Genomic DNA, 20,029 nt, shown 5'->3' with positions numbered 1-20,029 from the left:
GGGCTTCAAGGCTAGCCGCACCAGGCGACCTTAGCGAACGATAAACGAGTGTGATGCGATATACTGTGCGGAATCACCACGTCCAGAGCGCATGAGCAAAGCGGCCGCCCCACAGATCGAGCTCGCCAGCGCCGATCCCTCGATCGCGCAGGAGATGGCGCGCTGGCTGTCGCATCTCGGCGCCGAGCGGCGGCTGTCGCCGAAGACGCTGGAGGCCTATGGCCGTGATCTCAGGCAATGCCTGGATTTCCTCTGCGCCCATTGGGGCGAGCGGGTGACGCTCGCGCGTTTTGCCGCACTGGAAGCCACCGACATCCGCGCCTTCATGGCGATGCGCCGGGCCGACGACATTGCCGGCCGTTCGCTGATGCGGGCGCTGGCGGGCCTGCGCTCGTTCGGCCGCTTCCTGGAGCGCGAGGGCAAGGGCAAAGTCGGCGCGTTGTCGGCGATCCGCGCGCCGAAGGTGGCAAAGACCCTGCCAAAGCCGCTGCCGATGGCATCGGCAAAACGCCTGGCCGATGCCGACGAGCGCGCCGGCGAGGAACGCGAGACCTGGATCCTGGTGCGCGACGCCGCGGTGATGGCGCTGCTGTATGGCTCCGGCCTGCGCATCTCCGAAGCATTGGGGTTGAAGCGCCGCGAGGTGCCGAAAGCAGGCGAAGGCGACGTGCTCGTCGTCACCGGCAAGGGCAACAAGACGCGCATGGTGCCGGTGCTGAAAAACGTGCTGGCGCTCGTCGACGAATATGTCTCGATGTGCCCGCATGCGCTGCCCCCGGAGGGGCCGATCTTCGTCGGCGCGCGCGGCGGGCCGTTGAGCCCGCGCATCATCCAGCTCGCAATGGAGCGGCTGCGCGGCGCGCTTGGCCTGCCCGACAGCGCCACGCCGCACGCGCTGCGGCATTCCTTTGCCACGCATCTCTTGTCGCGCGGCGGCGATCTGCGCGCGATCCAGGAATTGCTCGGCCATTCCTCGCTCTCGACCACGCAAATCTATACCGGCATCGATTCTGAACGATTGCTGGAAGTGTATGCGAGCGCCCATCCACGGCGCTGACACACCGACGTCATAACGTCCTTGCCTCTTGCGCAGGCCGCGCGGTTCGGTCATTCGTGGGGAACCGAGGCAGGAGGGACATATGAGCGCACACGAAAGCATGGAGCACGCCGAGCATGCCGAGCACGCATCCGGCGAGAACAGGAAGATCGCCCTTCTGATCGCCGTGCTGGCGCTGTTCCTGGCGATCTCGGAGACGCTCGGCAAGGGCGCCCAGACCGAATCGATCAGCAAGAACGTCGAGGCCTCCAACCTCTGGGCCTTCTTCCAGGCCAAGAGCATCCGCCGCACCGTGGTGCAGACCGCGGCCGAACAGGGCAAGCTGACGCTGGGCTCTACGAGCGACGACGCCATCAAGGCCGCGGTGCAGAAGCAGATCGACGATTGGCAGAAGACCGCGGCGCGCTACCGCTCCGAGCCCGAGACCGGCGAAGGCACCGAGCAGCTCGCAGAGAAGGCCAAGCACGCCGAACACGAACGCGACGAGGCGACCGCGAAATACCACCACTTCGAGCTGGCGTCAGCCGCCTTCCAGATCGGCATCGTGCTGGCGTCGGCCACCATCATCACCGGCATGCTGCCGCTCGCCTGGATCGCCGGCCTCTTGACGCTCGCCGGACTTGGCATGACCATGCTTGGCGCCTGGGCGCCGCATCTGCTGCATTTGCACGGGTGAGACGATGTACCTTCGTCGTCGTCCCGGCGAAGGCCGGGACCCATACCGCGTGATCTGTCGATTGCAGTAGGCAGGAGTACCTAACTCCGAGTCTTCGCCAAACTTCTCCCTGGGGTTATGGGTCCGGGCCTTCGCCGGGACGACGCCTGAGAGTTTGGCGGCTCAGCGCGCCTCGTGCACGCTCTTACGAAAACGCTGGATCAGGCGGAGCGTGCGGGCGGACCAGCCTTCGCCGTTACCGCTGATGAACTCCTTGATGCGCTGCTTGATCGGGTCGACGAGCTCGGTGGCCCTGGCGCGCAACCTCAAGACCAGCTCGTAGATCCGCTCGAACCAGTGCATCTCCAAGAGCTTGTCGCGCGTGACGTCGAACAGGAAGGCGGTGACGCCGACGCCGAGCAGTTTCGCGAACAGGAACGTGGATACGCCGGTCAGCCAGTATTCGTGGGTGAGCAGCCACAGGCCGATCAGCTTGAGCGGAAACAACGGCAGGATCGGAACGGCGAACACGATCAGCGTCATCGCCGGCGACAGCGCATCGACACGATCGGCCAGCCATTGCTTCAGGCGGGCGAGCGGGATCAGTGCGACAACCCGCGCGACGATCGGTTCGAGATGGTCCCACAGCCAGGCTTCGATCAGGAAGATGATCGCCAGCAGGACCCAGACCGGTTGAAGAAGGCGGCGCAGCATGTGATGTCCCGCCCGATTCGGCTCTGGGCGTTGCCTACATATGGATGGCCCGCTTGCCGACTGCAAGCGCGGCTTCCTTGATGGCCTCAGACCGGGTCGGATGCGCATGGCACGTGCGGGCGAGATCTTCCGCGCTGCCGCCAAATTCCATCAAGACGCAGGCTTCATGGATCATTTCGCCGGCTTCGATGCCGATAATGTGCACGCCGAGCACGCGATCGGTCTTCGCATCTGCGAGAATCTTCACAAAGCCGTCAGTGGTCTGATTGACCTTGGAGCGGCCGTTGGCGGTAAAGGGAAACTTCCCGACGGTATAAGCGACACCGGCCTGCTTCAGCTCTTCCTCGGTCTTGCCGACCGAGGACACTTCCGGGGTGGAATACACGACGCCTGGGATAACATCGTAGTTCACATGGCCGGCCTGCCCGGCGATGATCTCCGCAACGGCCACGCCTTCATCCTCGGCCTTGTGCGCGAGCATCGGGCCGGCGACGACGTCGCCGATGGCGTAGACGCCCTTCAGGCTGGTGGCGAAATGCGGATCGATCTGCACGCGACCGCGCGGATCGAGCGCAACGCCGGCTTCCTTCAGCCCGAGGCCATCGGTGTAGGGCACGCGGCCGATGCAGACGAGCACGACGTCGGCTTCCAGCGTCTCGGCGGCGCCGCCGGCGGCGGGCTCGATGGTCGCCTTCAGCGTCTTGCCTGACGTGTCGACCGCAGTGACCTTGGCCCCGAGCTTGAACGCAAAGCCCTGCTTCTCGAGGATGCGCTGGAATTGTTTTGCAATTTCGCCGTCCATGCCGGGCAGGATACGATCCAAAAATTCGACGACGACGACGTCGGCACCGAGCCGCTTCCACACCGAGCCGAGCTCGAGGCCGATCACGCCGGCGCCGACGATCAGCAGCTTGCCGGGGACCTTGTCCAGCGACAGCGCGCCGGTCGAGGACACGATGCGCTTCTCGTCGATCTCGATGCCCCTGAGACGCGCGATGTCCGAGCCGGTGGCAATCACGACGTTCTTGGTCTCGATGACCTGCGACTTGCCGTCGGCGGAGACTTCGACCTTGCCGGTGCCGAGGATCTTGCCGGTGCCCTTGAGCACGTCAACCTTGTTCTTCTTCATCAGGAACTCGACGCCCTTGACGTTGCCGTCGATGCCCTGCTGCTTGAAGTTCATCATCGCCGGCAATTCGAGCTTCGGCGCAGAGACGCTGACGCCCATCTTGGCGAAGGAATGCGCGGCTTCCTCGAACATTTCGGAGGCGTGCAGCAGCGCCTTCGACGGCATGCAGCCGACATTGAGACAGGTGCCGCCGAGGGTTGCGTTCTTTTCAACCACGGCGACTTTCATGCCGAGCTGGCTGGCGCGCACCGCGCAGACATAACCGCCCGGTCCGGTGCCGATGACGACGAGATCGTAGGTAGCCATGAGAGAAAGTCCCGTGAGTTTAGCGTGATGAGGATGTGTCCGCGCGGCGCGTCAGCGTCCGCCGGACACATCGAGAATGGCTGAAGTGACGTAGGAGGCATCGTCCGACATCAGCCAGACGATGGCATTGGCGATTTCATCCGCGGTGCCGACGCGTTTCATCGGCACCATATGGGCCAGACGATGATGCCGATCGGGCTCGCCGCCTGAGGCGTGGATCTCGGTGTCGATCAGGCCGGGCCGGATCGCGGCGACGCGGATGCCTTCGGCCGCGACCTCATAGCCGAGGCCGATGGTGAAGGAATCGATCGCGCCCTTCGACGCCGCATAGTCGACATACGTGTTGGGCGCGCCGAGCTTGGCAGCAACCGATGACAGATTGACGATGACGCCGCCCTTCCCGCCATGCCTGGTCGACATCCGCTTCACCGCCTCGCGCGCGCAGAGGATCGAGCCGGTGACGTTCACCGCCATCACGCGCTGGATGCGCTCGGCCGACATCTCGTCCACGCGCACGCCGCTTTGGCCGACGATGCCGCCATTGTTGACGAGGGCGGCGAGGGTGCCGAACGTGTCCGCCTGCTGGAACAGGTTGATGATGTCGCTTTCCTCGGCGACATCGCATTTCACCGCAATGGCCTTGCCGTTGCTCGCGCCGATCCCGGCGACGACCTCGTCGGCCGCCGTCTTGTTGCTGGCATAGCCGACCACGACGCGGAAGCCGCGCTCGGCCGCGGCAAGCGCGGTCGCACGACCAATGCCGCGGCTGCCGCCGGTGATGACGACGACTTTGTCCGTCACGTTCGTCTCCATCTTTCGACAAAAGCCGCCGCCCATGCAGGCGACGGCGTTTTCAAGGCATCAGCGATCAGAGGTCCAGCACCAGGCGCGCCGGATCTTCCAGGCTCTCCTTGACGCGAACCAGGAAGGTCACGGCTTCCTTGCCGTCGATGACGCGGTGATCGTAGGACAGCGCCAGATACATCATCGGGCGGACCTCGATCTTGCCGCCGACGACCATCGGCCGCTCCTGGATCTTGTGCATGCCCAGAATGCCGGACTGCGGCGCGTTCAGGATCGGGGTCGACATCAGCGAGCCGTAGATGCCGCCATTGGTGATGGTGAAGGTGCCGCCCTGCATCTCGTCGATCTTGAGCTGGCCGTCACGGGCGCGGCGGCCGAAATCGGCGATGCCCTTCTCGATATCGGCGATCGACTTATGGTCGCAGTCGCGCACCACCGGCACGACGAGGCCCTTGTCGGTGCCGACGGCGACGCCGATGTGGTAGTAGTTCTTGTAGATCAGATCGGTGCCGTCGATCTCGGCGTTGACGGCCGGGATGTCCTTCAGACCCTGCACGACGGCCTTGGTGAAGAAGCCCATGAAGCCGAGCTTGGAGCCGTGCTTCTTCTCGAACGCGTCCTTGTAGTGCGCGCGCAGCGCCATGACGTTGGTCATGTCGACCTCGTTGAAGGTCGTGAGCATCGCAGCCGTGTTCTGCACGTCCTTGAGGCGGCGTGCGATGGTCTGGCGCAGCCGGGTCATCTTGACGCGCTCTTCGCGGGCGGCGTCATCGGCCGGCGACGGCGCGCGCACCTGCACGGCGGCGGCGGGCTGGTTGACCGGGGTCGGCGCGGAGGCCGCACGCTCGATCGCGGCAAGCATGTCGCCCTTGGTGACGCGGCCGTCCTTGCCGGAGCCCGGAACGGTCGAGGCGTCGATGCCGGTCTCGGCGGACAGCTTGCGCACGGACGGAGCGAGCGGCGTGTCGGCCGGCGGGGCCTTCGGCGCGGCGGCAGCGGCAGCCGGAGCCGCGGCGACAGGAGCAGCCGCAGCGGCAGCGGGCTTGGCGGGCGCAGCCGCCGGCTTCGCAGCGCCGGCACCGTCGGTGATCTGGCCGAGCAGCGCGCCGACCGCAACGGTGGCGCCGTCGGCGGCGATGATCTCGCTCAGCGTCCCGGCCGAGGGCGCCGGCACTTCGATGGTGACCTTGTCGGTCTCGAGCTCCACCAAGGGCTCGTCGACGGCGACGGCATCGCCGGCCTTCTTGAACCAGCGGCCGATGGTGGCCTCGGTGACGGATTCGCCGAGCGTCGGCACACGAATTTCAGTCATGGTCTTTTCCTTAAGGAGATCGCCAATAGCGGTCGGGAAATTTCGGGTGTCATGAGCCCTGAGAAAAACAGGCCATCCAGCAAGCCGGGACGTTCGCATTCACGACGGACGTCACGTCTTGCTGGATGCCCCGCCCTTGTGCGCAAGGGCGCACTGGGAGCGGAGCATGACGCAGTTCGAAGAGTTCAGCTCAATGCTTCGTCCAGGAAGGCCTTCAGCTGCGCCTGATGCTTGGACATCAGACCAGTAGCGGTCGCGGCGGAAGCGGCGCGGCCGACATAACGCGGACGCCGGCTCACGCCGTTCACCTGGTTCAGCACCCATTCCAGATAGGGCTCGATGAAGTGCCAGGAGCCCATGTTGCGCGGCTCTTCCTGGCACCAGATCACTTCGGCCTTCTTGAAGCGCGACAACTCGGCCACCAGCGCCTTCAGCGGCACCGGATAGAGTTGCTCGACGCGCATCAGGTAGATGTCGTCGATGCCGCGCTTCTCGCGCTCCTCGTAGAGGTCGTAATAGACCTTGCCGGAGCAGAGCACGATGCGGCGGATCTTCTCGTCCGGAACGAGCTTGACCGGCTCGTTCGGCAGCATCTGGGCGTCATCATAGAGGATGCGGTGGAACGTCGTTCCCTTGGCGAGCTCCTCGAGACGCGACACCGCCCGCTTGTGACGCAGCAGCGACTTCGGCGTCATCAGGATCAGCGGCTTGCGGATTTCGCGATGAAGCTGGCGGCGCAGCACGTGGAAGTAGTTCGCGGGCGTGGTCGGATAGACCACCTGTATGTTGTCTTCGGCGCACATCTGCAGATAACGCTCGAGACGCGCCGAGGAGTGCTCCGGTCCCTGGCCTTCATAGCCGTGCGGCAAGAGGCAGACGAGGCCGGACATGCGCAGCCATTTGCGTTCGCCCGAGGAGATGAACTGGTCGAACACGACCTGCGCGCCGTTGGCGAAGTCGCCGAACTGGGCTTCCCACAGCGTCAGCGTGTTCGGCTCGGCGAGCGAATAGCCGTATTCGAAGCCGAGCACGGCCTCTTCCGACAGCAGCGAGTTGATGACCTCGTAATGGCCCTGCTCGTTGCCGAGATGGTTGTACGGCGTGTAGCGGCTCTCGTCTTCCTGGTCGATCAGGACCGAGTGGCGCTGCGAGAAGGTGCCGCGTTCCGAATCCTGTCCGGACAGGCGGACGTGATGGTTTTCCGCAAGCAGCGAGCAGAACGCCAGCGCCTCGCCGGTCGCCCAGTCGATACCCGCACCGGTGTCGATCGCCTTCGCGCGATTCTCCAGAAAGCGCTGGATGGTGCGGTGGACCCGGAAACCGTCCGGCACCTTGGTGATCTTGCGGCCGATCTCCTTCAGCTCGGTGACATCGACGCCGGTGACGCCGCGGCGCGCATCCTCTTCCTGATCGGCGATCTTGAAGCCCGCCCACTTGCCGTCGAGCCAGTCGGCCTTGTTCGGCTTGTAGGAGGTGCCGGCCTCGAACTCGGCGTCGAGCCGCGCGCGCCAGTCGGCCTTGGCCTTGTCGACCTCGCCCTCGGTCATCACGCCTTCGCTGATCAGGCGGCGGGCGTAGAGCTCCAGCGTCGACGGATGAGCCGCGATCTTCTTGTACATCACCGGCTGGGTGAAAGCCGGCTCGTCGCCCTCGTTATGGCCATGCCTGCGGTAGCAGAACATGTCGATGACGACGGGCTTGTGGAATTTCTGCCGGAATTCGGTCGCGACCTTGGCCGCGAACACCACGGCCTCCGGATCGTCGCCGTTCACATGGAAGATCGGCGCGTCGATCATCTTCGCCACGTCCGACGGGTAAGGCGAAGAACGGGAATAACGCGGATAGGTGGTGAAGCCGATCTGGTTGTTGACGATGAAGTGGACGGAGCCGCCGGTACGGTAGCCCTTCAGGTCGGAGAGACCGAAGCACTCCGCGACCACGCCCTGGCCGGCGAACGCAGCGTCGCCATGCATCAGCAGCGGCATCACCGAGATGCGCTGGTCCGGCGGATCGCCGTGCTGGTCCTGCTTGGCGCGGACCTTGCCGAGCACGACGGGATCCACGATCTCGAGATGCGAGGGGTTGGCGGTCAGCGACAGATGGATGCGGTTACCGTCGAACTCACGGTCGGACGACGCGCCGAGATGGTACTTGACGTCGCCCGAGCCTTCGACCGCGTCGGGATTGGCCGAGCCGCCCTTGAACTCATGGAACAGCGCGCGGTGCGGCTTGCCCATCACCTGGGTCAGCACGTTGAGGCGGCCGCGATGCGGCATGCCGACCACGACTTCCTTCACGCCGAGATTGCCGCCGCGCTTGATGATCTGCTCCAGCGCGGGGATCAGCGATTCACCGCCGTCGAGGCCGAAGCGCTTGGTGCCGGTGAACTTGACGTCGCAGAACTTCTCAAAACCCTCGGCTTCGATCAGCTTGTTGAGGATGGCGCGGCGGCCTTCGCGGGTGAACGAGATCTCCTTGTCCGGCCCCTCGATACGCTCCTGGATCCAGGCCTTCTGCGCGGCATTCGAGATGTGCATGAACTCGACGCCGAGGGTCTGGCAGTAGGTGCGCTCGCAGATCGCCGTGATTTCGCGCAGGCTGGCGTATTCGAGGCCGAGCACGTGATCGAGGAAGATCTTGCGGTCGAAATCGGCTTCGCTGAAGCCGTAGGTGCGAGGGTCGAGCTCTTCGCGGTTGCGCGGGGCTTCGATGCCGAGCGGATCGAGCTTGGCGTGGAAGTGGCCTCGCATGCGGTAGGAGCGGATCAGCATCAGCGCGCGAACCGAGTCGCGCGTGGCCTGGAGCAGGTCGGCGGAAGAGAAGTCGGCGCCCTTGTCGGCTTTGGCTTGCTGCGCCCGAGCGGCGATCTTGCTGCCGACCGCCTTCTCGACTTCCGCCCAGTTACCGTCGAGGGCCGAGGTCAGGTCGTCCTGCGGGGTCAGCGGCCAGTTGGCGCGCTCCCAGGACGGGCCTTCGGCGTTCCTGCGGACGTCGTCCGGCTGGTCCTTCAGGCTCTTGAAGAACTCCTGCCACTCGGCATCGACCGAGGACGGATCCTTCTCGTAACGGGCGTAGATTTCGTCGATGTAGGTGGCGTTGGTGCCCTGGAGAAACGATGAGAGGGCAAAGGCTGCGTTCGCGTCCTGGCGAGACATACTTGAGTTCCTGGCGATTTCGGTTCGCGCATAACAAACGGCGCTGGCGCCGAGCTCCCCGGCAGGGCTCGACGCGACAGGCACCATTTACCCTATTTGCTGCGAAACTTCGCCCGGAAAAGCACGAAGGAGTGAATTAGCCTTTCAACTTTTCGGCAAGCGTGTGCCCGAGGCGGGCAGGCGACGGAGACACGGTAATTCCAGCCGATTTCATCGCTTCGGTCTTGGAACCGGCGTCGCCCTTGCCGCCCGAGATGATCGCGCCGGCATGACCCATGCGGCGGCCGGGAGGTGCGGTCACGCCGGCGATGAAACCGACCATCGGCTTCTGGCGGCCGCGCTTGGCCTCGTCCTTAAGGAACTGGGCGGCGTCCTCCTCGGCGGAACCGCCGATCTCGCCGATCATGATGATCGACTCGGTCTTGGGGTCGGCGAGCAGCATTTCCAGCACGTCGATGAACTCGGTGCCCTTGACCGGGTCGCCGCCGATGCCGACTGCGGTGGTCTGGCCGAGACCTTCCTGGGAGGTCTGGAACACGGCTTCGTAAGTGAGCGTGCCGGAGCGGGAGACGATGCCGACGGAGCCGGTCTTGAAGATGTTGGCCGGCATGATGCCGATCTTGCATTCGCCGGCGGTCATGACGCCCGGGCAGTTCGGCCCGATCAGGCGCGACTTGGAGCCGGCAAGCGAACGCTTCACCCGCACCATGTCGATGACCGGAATGCCCTCGGTGATGCAGACGATCAGCGGGACCTCGGCATCGATGGCTTCGCAGATCGCGTCGGCCGCGCCCGGCGGCGGTACGTAGATCACCGAGGCATCCGCACCGGTCTTCTGCCGCGCTTCCTGCACCGTGTCGAACACCGGCAGGCCCAGATGGGTCGCGCCGCCTTTGCCCGGCGAGGTGCCGCCGACCATCTTGGTGCCATAGGCAATCGCGGCCTCGGAGTGGAAGGTGCCGTTCTTGCCGGTGAAGCCCTGGCAGATGACCTTGGTATTCTTGTCGATCAGGATGGACATGAGGCGAGCCTGCTTTCGTGGATATTCGTTACCTGGCCGGATGACGGCTGTTCAAAGTGGCTGTTCAATCGAAGGAATAGCCGCCGAAAAAGATCTCATGCGGCTCACCCCTATCGAAAATGACTGTGTAGACCGCCGATCCGCGCTCGATGCGGTCCCACATTCGCTGATTGATCTGGACCTGTTCACGCGTCGGCTTCGACGTTCCGAACAGCTCTTCCATGCCCGACGGATCCAGCGGAAAGGCCGTAAAAAATGGCATTCCGCTTTCATCGAAAGGCGCCGGCGCGACTTGCGCGATATCGAGGATCGATCGGGTACCGGCTTCGTCGGCCTGCTCCATGACCTGCTCGATCGAAGCGTGCTTCGCACCTGGGGCAGGAGCGGACAAATCGATCGGGAAGGTCTGAAACGGCGTCACCGGATTGTAACGTCCGGCTTGAAACTCGCGCAGCCGCAACTTCTGCAATGCCGCGTCGAAGTCAGCCTCATACGGAACGAAATACCAGTATGGATGTGCACCCATGGATCTTGCCCTAATGGATGCGGCGGTAGACGCCGGTGAGCACGTCGGCCCAGCCTTCCGCGTCCGGCGAGAACTGGATCTTCAACGCGTAGGAATTGTCGTCGATGATCTCGTAGACGTGGCGCGCATTGCCGCGGAGCGAGCCGCGCACCAGCGTCAGGGTCTTGCCGACCCAGCCGCCGGAGGCGGGCGAGGGCGGCGTGTAGCCGAGCGAATCGTACCAGAACAATTTGTAGGTCCGGTCCTCACGATCGTAAGTGAAGAGGCCGTGGGTGGCGAAGATCGGCTTGCCGTCGCGCATCTGGACACTGTCCTGGATCAGATAGAATCCGTTGAGATCCATGCGCGCGACGGTGTGCGAGGTGGCCGGCCCGCCGCTGGTCCAGCGCGACGGAAAGACCATCTCTTCGCCATTCCATTCGCCGGCGAACGCGGCGAGGCGCGCGTGCTCTGCAAGCGGAGACGATGCGGCGAGATGGTCCTGGGTCATGGCCTTAGCCTCCCTTGACGGCCTTCACGATCTTCTGCGCGGCGTCATCGAGATTGTCGGCCGGCACCACGTTCAGACCGGATTCGCGGATGATCTTCTTGCCGAGCTCGACATTGGTGCCTTCGAGGCGAACCACCAGCGGCACGTTGAGACCCGCTTCGCGCACCGCCGCCGTGACGCCTTCGGCGATGACGTCGCACTTCATGATACCACCGAAGATGTTGACCAGGATGCCCTTCACGTTGGGATCGGCGGTGATGATCTTGAAGGCGGCCGTGACCTTCTCCTTGCTGGCGCTGCCGCCAACGTCGAGGAAGTTCGCCGGCGCCATGCCGTAGAGCTTGATGATGTCCATCGTCGCCATGGCGAGGCCAGCGCCGTTGACCATGCAGCCGATATTGCCGTCGAGGGTGACGTAGTTGAGGTCGTACTTGGACGCCTCGATTTCCTTGGCGTCTTCCTCGGTCTCGTCGCGCAGGGCGAGCACCTCAGGATGACGGAACAGCGCGTTGTCGTCGAACGACACCTTGGCGTCGAGCACGCGGAGCTGGCCCTGCTTGGTCACGACCAGCGGGTTGATCTCCAGCATCGACATGTCCTTGGCGACGAAGGCCGCGTAGAGCTGCGCGGTAAGCTTTTCCGCCTGCTTGGCGAGATCACCGGTGAGCTTGAGCGCATTGGCGACGGTGCGGCCGTGATGGCCCATGATGCCGGTGGCGGGATCGACCGAGAAGGTCACGATCTTCTCAGGGCTGTTGTGCGCGACGTCCTCGATGTTGACGCCGCCTTCGGTCGAGACGACGAACGAGACGCGCGAGGTCTCGCGGTCGACCAGGATCGAGAGATAGAATTCCTTGTCGATGTCGGAGCCGTCCTCGATGTAGAGGCGGTTGACCTGCTTGCCGGCGGGGCCGGTCTGGATCGTCACCAGCGTGGCGCCGAGCATCTGCTTGGCGAATTCGGAGACTTCGGCGGCCGACTTGGCGATGCGGACGCCGCCCTTGTCGCCGGCCGAGGCCTCCTTGAACTTGCCCTTGCCGCGGCCGCCGGCATGGATCTGGCTCTTCACCACCCAGACCGGGCCGGGCAGCGCCTTGGCGGCAGCGTCCGCGTCGGCGGCCTTCAGGACCGGAACGCCCTTCGAGATCGCCACGCCGAACTCGTTCAGCAGCGCTTTGGCCTGATATTCATGGATATTCATATGGTCGCTCCCTGAACCCGCGGGCGGTGACCTCTGGGGCCCACCTCAGTCTTGTGGCTGGCATACCATATACCACAGGAACTGCAACCCGGATTCTTTGACATCGAGATCTCTGGACTACCGGATCCGGAACCCGCCCGACGCGGGTCCCGGAAATGAAACCGCCGAAGACCGGGTTTCGATCTTCGGCGGGGATTGTTGCGCTTAGCGGCCGAGAAGATCGGGGGCGATCTTCTTGCAGGCGTCGACCAGGCCCTGGACTGCGCCGACCGATTTGTCGAAGGCCTCACGGTCCTTGCCGGCGAGCTCGATCTCGACGACGCGCTCGACACCCTTGGAGCCGATCACGACGGGGACGCCGACATACATGTCCTTCACGCCGTATTCACCGTTGAGGTACGCGGCCGAGGCCAGCACACGCTTCTTGTCGCGCAGATAGCTCTCGGCCATCGCGATCGCGGAGGCCGCCGGCGCATAGAAGGCCGAGCCGGTCTTGAGCAGATTGACGATCTCGGCGCCGCCGTTGCGGGTACGGTCGACGATCTCGTCGAGGCGCGCCTGCGAGGTCCAGCCCATCTTGACGAGGTCGGGCAGCGGAATGCCGGCGACGGTGGAGTACTTCACCAGCGGCACCATGGTGTCACCATGGCCGCCGAGCACGAAGGCGGTGACGTCTTCGACCGAGACGTTGAACTCGTCGGCGAGGAAGTAGCGGAAGCGCGAGGAGTCCAGCACGCCGGCCATGCCGACCACCTTCTTGTGCGGCAGGCCGGAGGCCTTCTGGAGCGCCCAGACCATGGCGTCGAGCGGGTTGGTGATGCAGATGACGAAGGCGTCGGGAGCGTACTTCTTGATGCCGGCACCGACCTGCTCCATGACCTTGAGGTTGATGGAGAGGAGGTCGTCGCGGCTCATGCCGGGCTTGCGCGGCACGCCGGCAGTGACGATGCAGACCTTGGCGTTGTCCAGCGCCTCGTAGGAATTGGCGCCGGTGTAGTGGGCGTCGAAGCCGTCGACCGGCGAGGACTGCGCAATGTCGAGCGCCTTGCCCTGCGGCACGCCCTCGGCGATGTCGAACATCACGACGTCGCCCAGTTCTTTCAGGCCGATGAGATGAGCCAGCGTTCCGCCGATCTGGCCGGAGCCAATCAAAGCAATCTTGTCGCGCGCCATGTGAACCTGTCCTTTAGCCACGTAAGGAGGGGAAACTGATTGGGTGGTTATCCCTTTCGCTTCCCCCGTTCAAGTCGGTGGATGCTCAATTGTCGGGCTTGGCGCGCATTCAAGCGCACTCCCGTGATTCCGGGGCGCGACGAAAGTCGCGAGCCCGGAATCCATCGGGCGGCAGCGCACGCTGATGAATGGATTCCGGGCTCGTCGCTTCGCGACGCCCCGGAATGACAGCGCTGGCAGATAGGACTTAAGTCTCCACCAGACCCTTGGTGGAGCCGCTGGCGGTGGAATCCTTGCGGCCGTGCGCCAGCGCCAGATAGGATTCCGAGCTCATTTCGATCAGGCGCGACGAGGTCCGCTTGAACTCCATGGCCTCGTTGCCCTCGTGGGCGAGGTAGAGCGAGATCGGGTTGGCATCGGCCGAGGCCATCAGCTTCACGGCATTGTCATAGAGCGTGTCGATCAGCGTGATGAAGCGCTTGGCGGCGTTGCGCTGGGAGAGGTCCATCACTGGAATATGGTCGACCAGGATGGTGTGATAGTCGTGCGCGAGCCTGAGGTAGTCGGATGCACCTAACGGCTTCTCGCAGAGATCGGCGAAGGCAAACCGGGCCACGCCATGGGCCGAGCACGGCACGTGCAGGATGCGGCCCTTGATCGAAATATCGCGCGACTTGCATTTGGCGCCGCCGGTCATCTTCGACCAGGCGCGGTCAAGTGCCGCGGCCGCATCCCCATCCGCCGGCGTCAGCCACATCGGCACGCCCTGAAGCTTTTCCAGCCGGAAGTCGGTGCGCGCATCGAGCCGCGCCACGTCCATGTGGTCGGTGATCTGCTTGATGAAGGGCAGGAACAGCGAACGGTTCAAGCCGCCCTTGTAGAGATCGTCAGGCGCGACATTGGAGGTTGCGACCACCACGGTGCCGAGCTCGAACAACTTTGCGAACAAGCGGCCGAGGATCATGGCGTCGGCGATGTCGGTGACGTGGAATTCGTCGAAGCAGAGCAGCCAGCTCTCCTCGAAGATCGCATGCGCGGTCAGCGCGATGACGTCGCCATCGGCGACCTCGCCGCGCGCGATGCTCTGGCGATAGTCGTAGATGCGCTCATGCACATCGGCCATGAATTCGTGGAAATGCGCACGGCGCTTGTGCTCGACGGTCGAGTGCTGGAAGAACAGATCCATCAGCATGGTCTTGCCGCGGCCGACCTCGCCATGGATGTAGAGCCCGCGCGGCGCCTCGTCTTTGTCGCCGTTGCTGAACAGGCGGCTGAGCAGGCCCTGCTTGCGGTGCGGCTTGTAGTTGGCGAGCCGCTGGTCGAGCGCCGCATAAGCCTCGGCGACCTCGGCCTGCGCAGCATCGGGCTCGATCGCGCCGGACGCGATCTGGGCCTGATACGCTTCGTGGAATGAGGAATTGGGGGTCGAGAGCATGGCTCTTTACCGCCAGAGACCGGCGGAAATTGCAAGCCGTGAATTGGTGCGGGGCGCTATGCGCTTTTCTCCCTCTCCCCGCTCTTGCGGGGAGAGGGAGGAGTGAAAATCACTCACACAGCTCGTAGGCGTCTTCGACCACATACGGGCCGCCGCCGGTCGAGGCTCGCGACGAGAACAGGACGAACCGCTCCGCCATGAAGGCCTTGCTCGGGAAGTAGCCGCGCAGCGAGAGATAGTCGGCGACGTCGCGGTCGGTCGCGTCGTGCAGCCGGGCCAGTGTGACGTGCGGGATGAACTTGCGGCCTTCAGGGTTGAGGCCGATCCGCTGCATCATGCGTTCGAGCTCGGCCTGCAAGTCCATCAGCGGCTTGCTCGGTGCGATGGTGGCGACCACCGCGCGCGGCTTGCGGCCGCCGAAGCTCGTCAGCCCCTGCACCTTCACCTCGAACGGCTTGCGGTCGACGCGAAACAGCATCGAGGCGATCTCGTTGGCGGAGACGCCGTCGATATCGCCGATGAAGCGCAAGGTGACGTGGTAATTTTCGGGATCGATCCATCGGGCGCCGGGAAGGCCACCCCGCAAGTTGGAAAGCGACTGGCCGATCTCGGCCGGAATTTCCAGACCCGTAAACAAACGCGGCATCGTTTCGCACTCCCGATGCTTGGGTACAGTCCCTGAGCAGGACCATATCCAAATTAGAGCCGGCGACGAATCACCGGTAACCTGATTCCTATCGCAGTTGTGTGACTCTGCGAAGCGTACCCAAGGCTACACCGGGAAAACACCGGGTGTTAGGGTTAGCATTGCCTGCTTTTCAACGGCGTTGCTCGCCGATCGTGCGCAAGAATGCCTCCACCGTGGGCAGCATGTTGTTGACGACGATGTCGACGCCTTCTGCGGTCGGATGAATGCCGTCGGCCTGGTTGAGCTTGGCATCGGCCGCGACGCCGTCGAGGAAGAACGGATAGAGCGGCACATCGAATTGTTTCGCCAGATCCGGATAAATCGAATTGAAGCGCGCGGCATAGTCGGCGCCGTAATTCGGCGGCGCCAGCATGCCACACAGCATCACGGCGATCTTGCGCGCCTTCAGACGCCCGACGATGTCGGTCAGCGCCGTGCGCGTCAAGCCGGGATCGATGCCGCGCAGCGCGTCGTTGGCACCGAGCTCGACGATGACGCCCTCGGTTCCCTCCGGGACCGACCAGTCGAGCCGGTCACGGCCGCCGGACGAGGTATCACCGGACACCCCGGCGTTGGTCATATCGACCTCTATGCCTTTGGCCTGCAATGCTTTTTGGAGCTTTGTGGGGAACGCCTGCTGGGCCGGGAGGCCGAGGCCGGCACTCAAGGAATCGCCGAGAACCACCAGCTTGATCGGCTTGGCCGCCGGCTGCGCCTGTGCCGACGCACCTGTCGCGATTGTCATCACAGCGAACATCAACACGGCTATGTGCATGAACAATCCGTAACGCCTCTCGACCGCGCTATCGGAGTTGCCATATGACCGGACCATGGACACTCGCATCGATCCCTCTTCGCTCGCCGGCACTGCCGCGGACACCATCGCCATCTCCAACGTCAATCTCTCATTGGGGTCGGGGGCGGCACGCGTTCACATCCTCAAGGATATCAGCCTGCGCGTCGGCTCGGGGGAGACGATCGGCCTGATCGGCCCGTCAGGCTCGGGCAAATCCACACTGCTGATGGTGATGGCGGGGCTGGAGCGTCCTGATAGCGGAGAGGTGGTGGTGTCAGGCACGCCTTTCAATGCCCTCGACGAGGATGCGCTGGCTCGCTTCCGCGGCCGCGAGGTCGGCATCGTCTTCCAATCCTTCCATCTGATCCCGACCATGACGGCGCTGGAGAACGTCGCCGTCCCGCTCGAGCTCGCCGGCAATCCCGACGCCGCCAAGCGTGCGGCGCAGGAGCTGCAATCGGTCGGGCTCGGCGGTCGCCTGCATCATTATCCGACGCAACTCTCCGGCGGCGAGCAGCAGCGCGTGGCGCTTGCGCGCGCGCTGGCGCCCGATCCCGCCATTCTCGTTGCCGACGAGCCGACCGGCAATCTCGACGAGACCACCGGCAAGCAGATCGTCGATCTGCTGTTCACCAAGCATGCCGAGCGCGGCATGACGCTGGTGCTGGTCACGCACGATTCCTCGCTCGCACAGCGCTGCGATCGCGTGATCCGCCTGCGCTCCGGGCGCATCGACACGCAGTCTGCACCGGCATGAGCGCCGCGGTCGAACCGTTCGCGCGGCCCAATGGCGCCGCGCTCTCGCTGCGCTACGCGCTGCGCGAACTGCGCGGGGGCCTGCGCGGCTTCTACGTCTTCATCGCCTGCATCGCGCTCGGCGTGATGGCGATCGCCGGCGTCGGCTCGGTGTCGGCGAGCCTCAGCGACGGCCTCGCCCGCGAAGGCCGCACGCTGCTCGGCGGCGACGTTTCCTTCGTGCTGTTTCAGCGCGAGGCGAAACCGGAAGAGGTCGCCTTCCTGCGCTCGCGCGGCACCGTCTCCGTCGCCGCCACCTTGCGCGGCATGGCGCGCTCGGCCGACGGCAAGCTCGCGCTGGTCGAGATGAAGGCGGTCGACGACACCTATCCTATGCTCGGGCAGTTGACGCTCGCGCCGCCGCTGCCGATGTCCGAGTTGCTCGCCGAGCGCGATGGCGCATTCGGCGCCGCCGCCGATCCAACGCTCCTTGCGCGTCTGTCGCTGAAGGCCGGCGATCGCGTCACCATCGGCTCAGCGACCTTCCAGATCCGCTCCACCGTTGAGGCCGAGCCCGACAAGCTCGCCGGCGGCATCGGCTTCGGCCCGCGCTTCCTGGTCAGCGAGGCGGGCCTGCGCGCCACCGGCCTGATACAGCCCGGCAGCCTGGTCCGCTGGGTCTATCGGGTGAAGCTGCCCGATGCGGCCAACAGCGACCGCGCCACCGAGGCCTTCATTGCGGATTCGCGCAATGCCGCGCCGCAGGCCGGCTGGGAGGTCCGCAGCCGCTCCAACGCCTCGCCGCAGCTCGAACGCAATATCAGCCGCTTCACCCAGTTTCTGACCCTGGTCGGCCTCGCTGCACTTCTGGTCGGCGGCGTCGGCGTCGCCAACGCCGTGAAGAGCCATATCGACCGAAGGCTGGAGGTGATCGCGGCGTTCAAGGCCGTCGGCGCCACCGGACGCGACGTGTTCGGAATTTATCTGGCGCAGGTCATCCTGCTCGCGGCGATCGGCTCGGTGATCGGCCTTGCGCTCGGCGCGGCCATGCCGTTCGCGATCGTCGGCCTGTTCGGAAAACTGCTGCCGCTGCCGGTGGTGCCCGCGGTGCATGCCGACGAGCTGGCGCTGTCCTTCGTCTACGGCCTCCTGACCGCGCTCGCCTTCGGCCTGTGGCCGCTCGGGCGGGTGCACGACGTGCCGGTTGCCGCACTATTCCGCGACATCATCAGTTCCGAATGGCACCGGCCGCGCTGGAGCTATCTCGCCTTGATGGGCGTCGTCGTCGCCCTGCTCGTCACTGTCGTGATCGGGCTCTCCTTCGACAAGCGGATCGCCGCGGTGTTCGTGCTCTCGTCGGTGGTCGTGTTCGCGGTGCTCCGCGGTGTCGCCGCGCTGCTGATGGCGATCGCGCGGCGGCTGCCGCGCACGCGCATCACCATGCTGCGGCTTGCGATCGCCAACATCCACCGGCCCGGCGCGCTGACGCCCTCAGTGGTGCTCTCGCTCGGGCTTGGCCTCGCCGTGCTCGTCACCATCACCCAGATCGACGGCAATCTGCGCCGGCAGTTTCTGGCGGCGCTCCCCGAGCACGCGCCGTCGTTCTACTTCATCGACATTCCGAGCACGCAGGCCGCGCCCTTCGACGATTATCTCCGCCAGATCGCCCCTGGCGCCAAGGTCGAGGACGTGCCGATGCTGCGCGGGCGCATCGTCGCCGCCCGCGGCGTCCGCGCCGAGGATCTCAAGCCGACCACCGATGCCGAATGGGTTCTGCAAAGCGATCGCGGCCTGACCTACACCGGCGAGCTGCCGAAGGGCTCCAAGGTGGTCGAGGGCGAATGGTGGGGCGCCGACTATTCCGGCCCGCCGCTGGTCTCGATGGAGAAGAAGATCGCCGACGGGCTCTCCCTGAAGCTCGGCGACGAGGTCGTGGTCAACGTGCTCGGCCGCGACATCCCTGCCAAGATCGGAAATCTGCGCACCATCGACTGGCAGGGGCTTGGCATCAACTTCGTGCTGGTGTTCTCTCCGAACGCCTTCAAGGGCGCGCCGCATACCCATATCGCGACGCTGACGGAAGCCGGCGGCAACGCCACCGCCGACGGCAGGATCATCAAGCAGGTCGCCGATGCCTATCCGATGGTGACGAGCGTGCGGGTGCGCGAGGTGATGGAGACGGTCGGCGCGGTCGTGACCAATCTTGCGCTCGCGATCCGCGGCGCCAGCGCCGTGACCCTGATCTCGGCGATCCTGGTGCTGGGCGGCGCGCTGGCCGCCGGCCATCGCCACCGGGTCTATGACGCCGTGATCCTGAAGACGCTCGGCGCAACGCGGCTGCGGCTGCTCGGCGCCTATGCGCTCGAATATCTCCTGATCGGGCTCGCCACCGCGGTGTTCGGCGTGATCGCCGGCAGCATCGCCGCCTGGATGATCGTGACGCGGCTGATGACGCTGAGCTTCGTCTGGCAGGCCGGCAGCGCGGCCGGGGTGGTCGCGGCTGCGCTGGTCGTCACCGTCGGGCTCGGGCTCGCCGGCACGCTGCTGGCGCTGAACAAAAAGCCCGCCACAGTGTTGCGCAATTTGTGACAAAAGGTAGCGGGTGGCCCCGCGGGAGCCAAATCGCACGATTCCCGCGATTAACCACGTCCGCCCGTCAGGATTGTGAGCCGAGGGCGACATTCAGCCGCGCGTGGACGGTTGCAGCGAATGTGTTAGTTTCCCACATATCGGATGGGTTCGGATCCCCGATTGTTAGCCAAAATTAATGTCGGCAGAGATCGGTATCCGAGATAGAATTTGACGAACCGGCGGCATGGCGACCCTTCATGC

General features: G+C 64.8%; 17 protein-coding genes. 4 read left to right on the top strand and 13 right to left on the bottom strand.

Annotated elements, in window-relative coordinates:
• Positions 1-91 precede the first annotated feature (91 nt).
• Together IC761_RS01950 and IC761_RS01945 are read left to right on the top strand one after the other, a co-directional pair.
• Positions 92-1,057, top strand: coding sequence for a tyrosine recombinase XerC (locus IC761_RS01950; protein ID WP_195801638.1), 966 nt, complete (start codon positions 92-94; stop codon positions 1,055-1,057).
• 82 nt (positions 1,058-1,139) lie between these two features.
• On the top strand, positions 1,140-1,733 hold the full coding sequence (locus tag IC761_RS01945; protein ID WP_195801637.1) for a DUF4337 domain-containing protein: 594 nt from the start codon (positions 1,140-1,142) through the stop codon (positions 1,731-1,733).
• A 162-nt stretch (positions 1,734-1,895) separates the two neighbouring features.
• On the opposite strand, the gene IC761_RS01940 is transcribed toward IC761_RS01945, so the two are convergent.
• The 13 genes from IC761_RS01940 to IC761_RS01880 all read right to left on the bottom strand — a co-directional run bounded on the left by IC761_RS01940 (position 1,896) and on the right by IC761_RS01880 (position 16,441).
• Complete coding sequence (locus tag IC761_RS01940) at positions 1,896-2,426, bottom strand: hypothetical protein (protein WP_195801636.1); 531 nt, start codon at positions 2,424-2,426, stop codon at positions 1,896-1,898.
• A 34-nt stretch (positions 2,427-2,460) separates the two neighbouring features.
• On the bottom strand, positions 2,461-3,861 hold the full coding sequence (gene lpdA / locus IC761_RS01935) for a dihydrolipoyl dehydrogenase (protein ID WP_195801635.1): 1,401 nt from the start codon (positions 3,859-3,861) through the stop codon (positions 2,461-2,463).
• Between the two features lie 51 nt (positions 3,862-3,912).
• A complete protein-coding gene (locus tag IC761_RS01930; protein ID WP_195801634.1) occupies positions 3,913-4,674 on the bottom strand; it encodes an SDR family oxidoreductase in 762 nt (253 codons plus the stop codon).
• A 55-nt stretch (positions 4,675-4,729) separates the two neighbouring features.
• Positions 4,730-5,977, bottom strand: a complete 1,248-nt coding sequence (odhB, locus tag IC761_RS01925) for a 2-oxoglutarate dehydrogenase complex dihydrolipoyllysine-residue succinyltransferase (RefSeq protein WP_195801633.1) — start codon at positions 5,975-5,977, stop codon at positions 4,730-4,732.
• A 185-nt stretch (positions 5,978-6,162) separates the two neighbouring features.
• The gene (locus tag IC761_RS01920) at positions 6,163-9,132 is read right to left on the bottom strand and encodes a 2-oxoglutarate dehydrogenase E1 component (protein WP_195801632.1); all 2,970 of its coding nucleotides are present in this window, start codon (positions 9,130-9,132) and stop codon (positions 6,163-6,165) included.
• A gap of 136 nt (positions 9,133-9,268) precedes the next feature.
• Positions 9,269-10,153: a succinate--CoA ligase subunit alpha gene (gene sucD, locus IC761_RS01915; protein WP_195801631.1), complete on the bottom strand. Its 885-nt coding sequence runs from the start codon at positions 10,151-10,153 to the stop codon at positions 9,269-9,271.
• Positions 10,154-10,217: 64 nt separating this feature from the next.
• Positions 10,218-10,679, bottom strand: coding sequence for a hypothetical protein (locus IC761_RS01910; protein WP_195801630.1), 462 nt, complete (start codon positions 10,677-10,679; stop codon positions 10,218-10,220).
• A gap of 10 nt (positions 10,680-10,689) precedes the next feature.
• Entirely contained in the window at positions 10,690-11,169 is a 480-nt protein-coding gene (locus IC761_RS01905; RefSeq protein ID WP_195801629.1) for a DUF1579 family protein, read from the bottom strand.
• Positions 11,170-11,173: 4 nt separating this feature from the next.
• Positions 11,174-12,370 (bottom strand): ADP-forming succinate--CoA ligase subunit beta, encoded by a 1,197-nt coding sequence (sucC, locus tag IC761_RS01900; protein ID WP_195801628.1) that lies wholly within the window; start codon positions 12,368-12,370, stop codon positions 11,174-11,176.
• Between the two features lie 204 nt (positions 12,371-12,574).
• Positions 12,575-13,543 (bottom strand): malate dehydrogenase, encoded by a 969-nt coding sequence (gene mdh, locus IC761_RS01895; RefSeq protein ID WP_027533317.1) that lies wholly within the window; start codon positions 13,541-13,543, stop codon positions 12,575-12,577.
• A gap of 247 nt (positions 13,544-13,790) precedes the next feature.
• Positions 13,791-14,978, bottom strand: coding sequence for a cell division protein ZapE (gene zapE / locus IC761_RS01890; protein ID WP_195801627.1), 1,188 nt, complete (start codon positions 14,976-14,978; stop codon positions 13,791-13,793).
• A 109-nt stretch (positions 14,979-15,087) separates the two neighbouring features.
• Positions 15,088-15,624: an RNA 2',3'-cyclic phosphodiesterase gene (gene thpR, locus IC761_RS01885; RefSeq protein WP_195801626.1), complete on the bottom strand. Its 537-nt coding sequence runs from the start codon at positions 15,622-15,624 to the stop codon at positions 15,088-15,090.
• A 172-nt stretch (positions 15,625-15,796) separates the two neighbouring features.
• Complete coding sequence (locus tag IC761_RS01880; RefSeq protein WP_195801625.1) at positions 15,797-16,441, bottom strand: arylesterase; 645 nt, start codon at positions 16,439-16,441, stop codon at positions 15,797-15,799.
• Between the two features lie 55 nt (positions 16,442-16,496).
• Between IC761_RS01880 and IC761_RS01875 the strand changes: the two genes are divergently transcribed.
• Positions 16,497-17,219: an ABC transporter ATP-binding protein gene (locus tag IC761_RS01875; protein ID WP_195801624.1), complete on the top strand. Its 723-nt coding sequence runs from the start codon at positions 16,497-16,499 to the stop codon at positions 17,217-17,219.
• Complete coding sequence (locus tag IC761_RS01870; RefSeq protein WP_195801623.1) at positions 17,216-19,786, top strand: ABC transporter permease; 2,571 nt, start codon at positions 17,216-17,218, stop codon at positions 19,784-19,786. Before IC761_RS01875 ends, IC761_RS01870 begins: the two co-directional genes overlap by 4 nt.
• Positions 19,787-20,029: the final 243 nt, after the last annotated feature.

This window comes from Bradyrhizobium commune (assembly GCF_015624505.1).
GTDB lineage: Bacteria > Pseudomonadota > Alphaproteobacteria > Rhizobiales > Xanthobacteraceae > Bradyrhizobium > Bradyrhizobium commune.
This window is presented reverse-complemented; position numbering and strand designations above follow the sequence as displayed.

What these genes read in the sequence shown, in the direction of transcription:
- sucD (WP_195801631.1), bottom strand. Translation starts at nt 10,153, where the DNA reads ATGTCCATCCTGATCGACAAGAATACCAAGGTCATCTGCCAGGGCTTC.
- IC761_RS01905 (WP_195801629.1), bottom strand. Translation starts at nt 11,169, where the DNA reads ATGACCCAGGACCATCTCGCCGCATCGTCTCCGCTTGCAGAGCACGCG.
- IC761_RS01875 (WP_195801624.1), top strand. Translation starts at nt 16,497, where the DNA reads ATGGACACTCGCATCGATCCCTCTTCGCTCGCCGGCACTGCCGCGGAC.
- odhB (WP_195801633.1), bottom strand. Translation starts at nt 5,977, where the DNA reads ATGACTGAAATTCGTGTGCCGACGCTCGGCGAATCCGTCACCGAGGCC.
- thpR (WP_195801626.1), bottom strand. Translation starts at nt 15,624, where the DNA reads ATGCCGCGTTTGTTTACGGGTCTGGAAATTCCGGCCGAGATCGGCCAG.
- IC761_RS01945 (WP_195801637.1), top strand. Translation starts at nt 1,140, where the DNA reads ATGAGCGCACACGAAAGCATGGAGCACGCCGAGCATGCCGAGCACGCA.
- IC761_RS01920 (WP_195801632.1), bottom strand. Translation starts at nt 9,132, where the DNA reads ATGTCTCGCCAGGACGCGAACGCAGCCTTTGCCCTCTCATCGTTTCTC.
- IC761_RS01880 (WP_195801625.1), bottom strand. Translation starts at nt 16,441, where the DNA reads ATGCACATAGCCGTGTTGATGTTCGCTGTGATGACAATCGCGACAGGT.
- IC761_RS01940 (WP_195801636.1), bottom strand. Translation starts at nt 2,426, where the DNA reads ATGCTGCGCCGCCTTCTTCAACCGGTCTGGGTCCTGCTGGCGATCATC.
- IC761_RS01930 (WP_195801634.1), bottom strand. Translation starts at nt 4,674, where the DNA reads ATGGAGACGAACGTGACGGACAAAGTCGTCGTCATCACCGGCGGCAGC.
- IC761_RS01870 (WP_195801623.1), top strand. Translation starts at nt 17,216, where the DNA reads ATGAGCGCCGCGGTCGAACCGTTCGCGCGGCCCAATGGCGCCGCGCTC.
- lpdA (WP_195801635.1), bottom strand. Translation starts at nt 3,861, where the DNA reads ATGGCTACCTACGATCTCGTCGTCATCGGCACCGGACCGGGCGGTTAT.
- IC761_RS01910 (WP_195801630.1), bottom strand. Translation starts at nt 10,679, where the DNA reads ATGGGTGCACATCCATACTGGTATTTCGTTCCGTATGAGGCTGACTTC.
- mdh (WP_027533317.1), bottom strand. Translation starts at nt 13,543, where the DNA reads ATGGCGCGCGACAAGATTGCTTTGATTGGCTCCGGCCAGATCGGCGGA.
- zapE (WP_195801627.1), bottom strand. Translation starts at nt 14,978, where the DNA reads ATGCTCTCGACCCCCAATTCCTCATTCCACGAAGCGTATCAGGCCCAG.
- IC761_RS01950 (WP_195801638.1), top strand. Translation starts at nt 92, where the DNA reads ATGAGCAAAGCGGCCGCCCCACAGATCGAGCTCGCCAGCGCCGATCCC.
- sucC (WP_195801628.1), bottom strand. Translation starts at nt 12,370, where the DNA reads ATGAATATCCATGAATATCAGGCCAAAGCGCTGCTGAACGAGTTCGGC.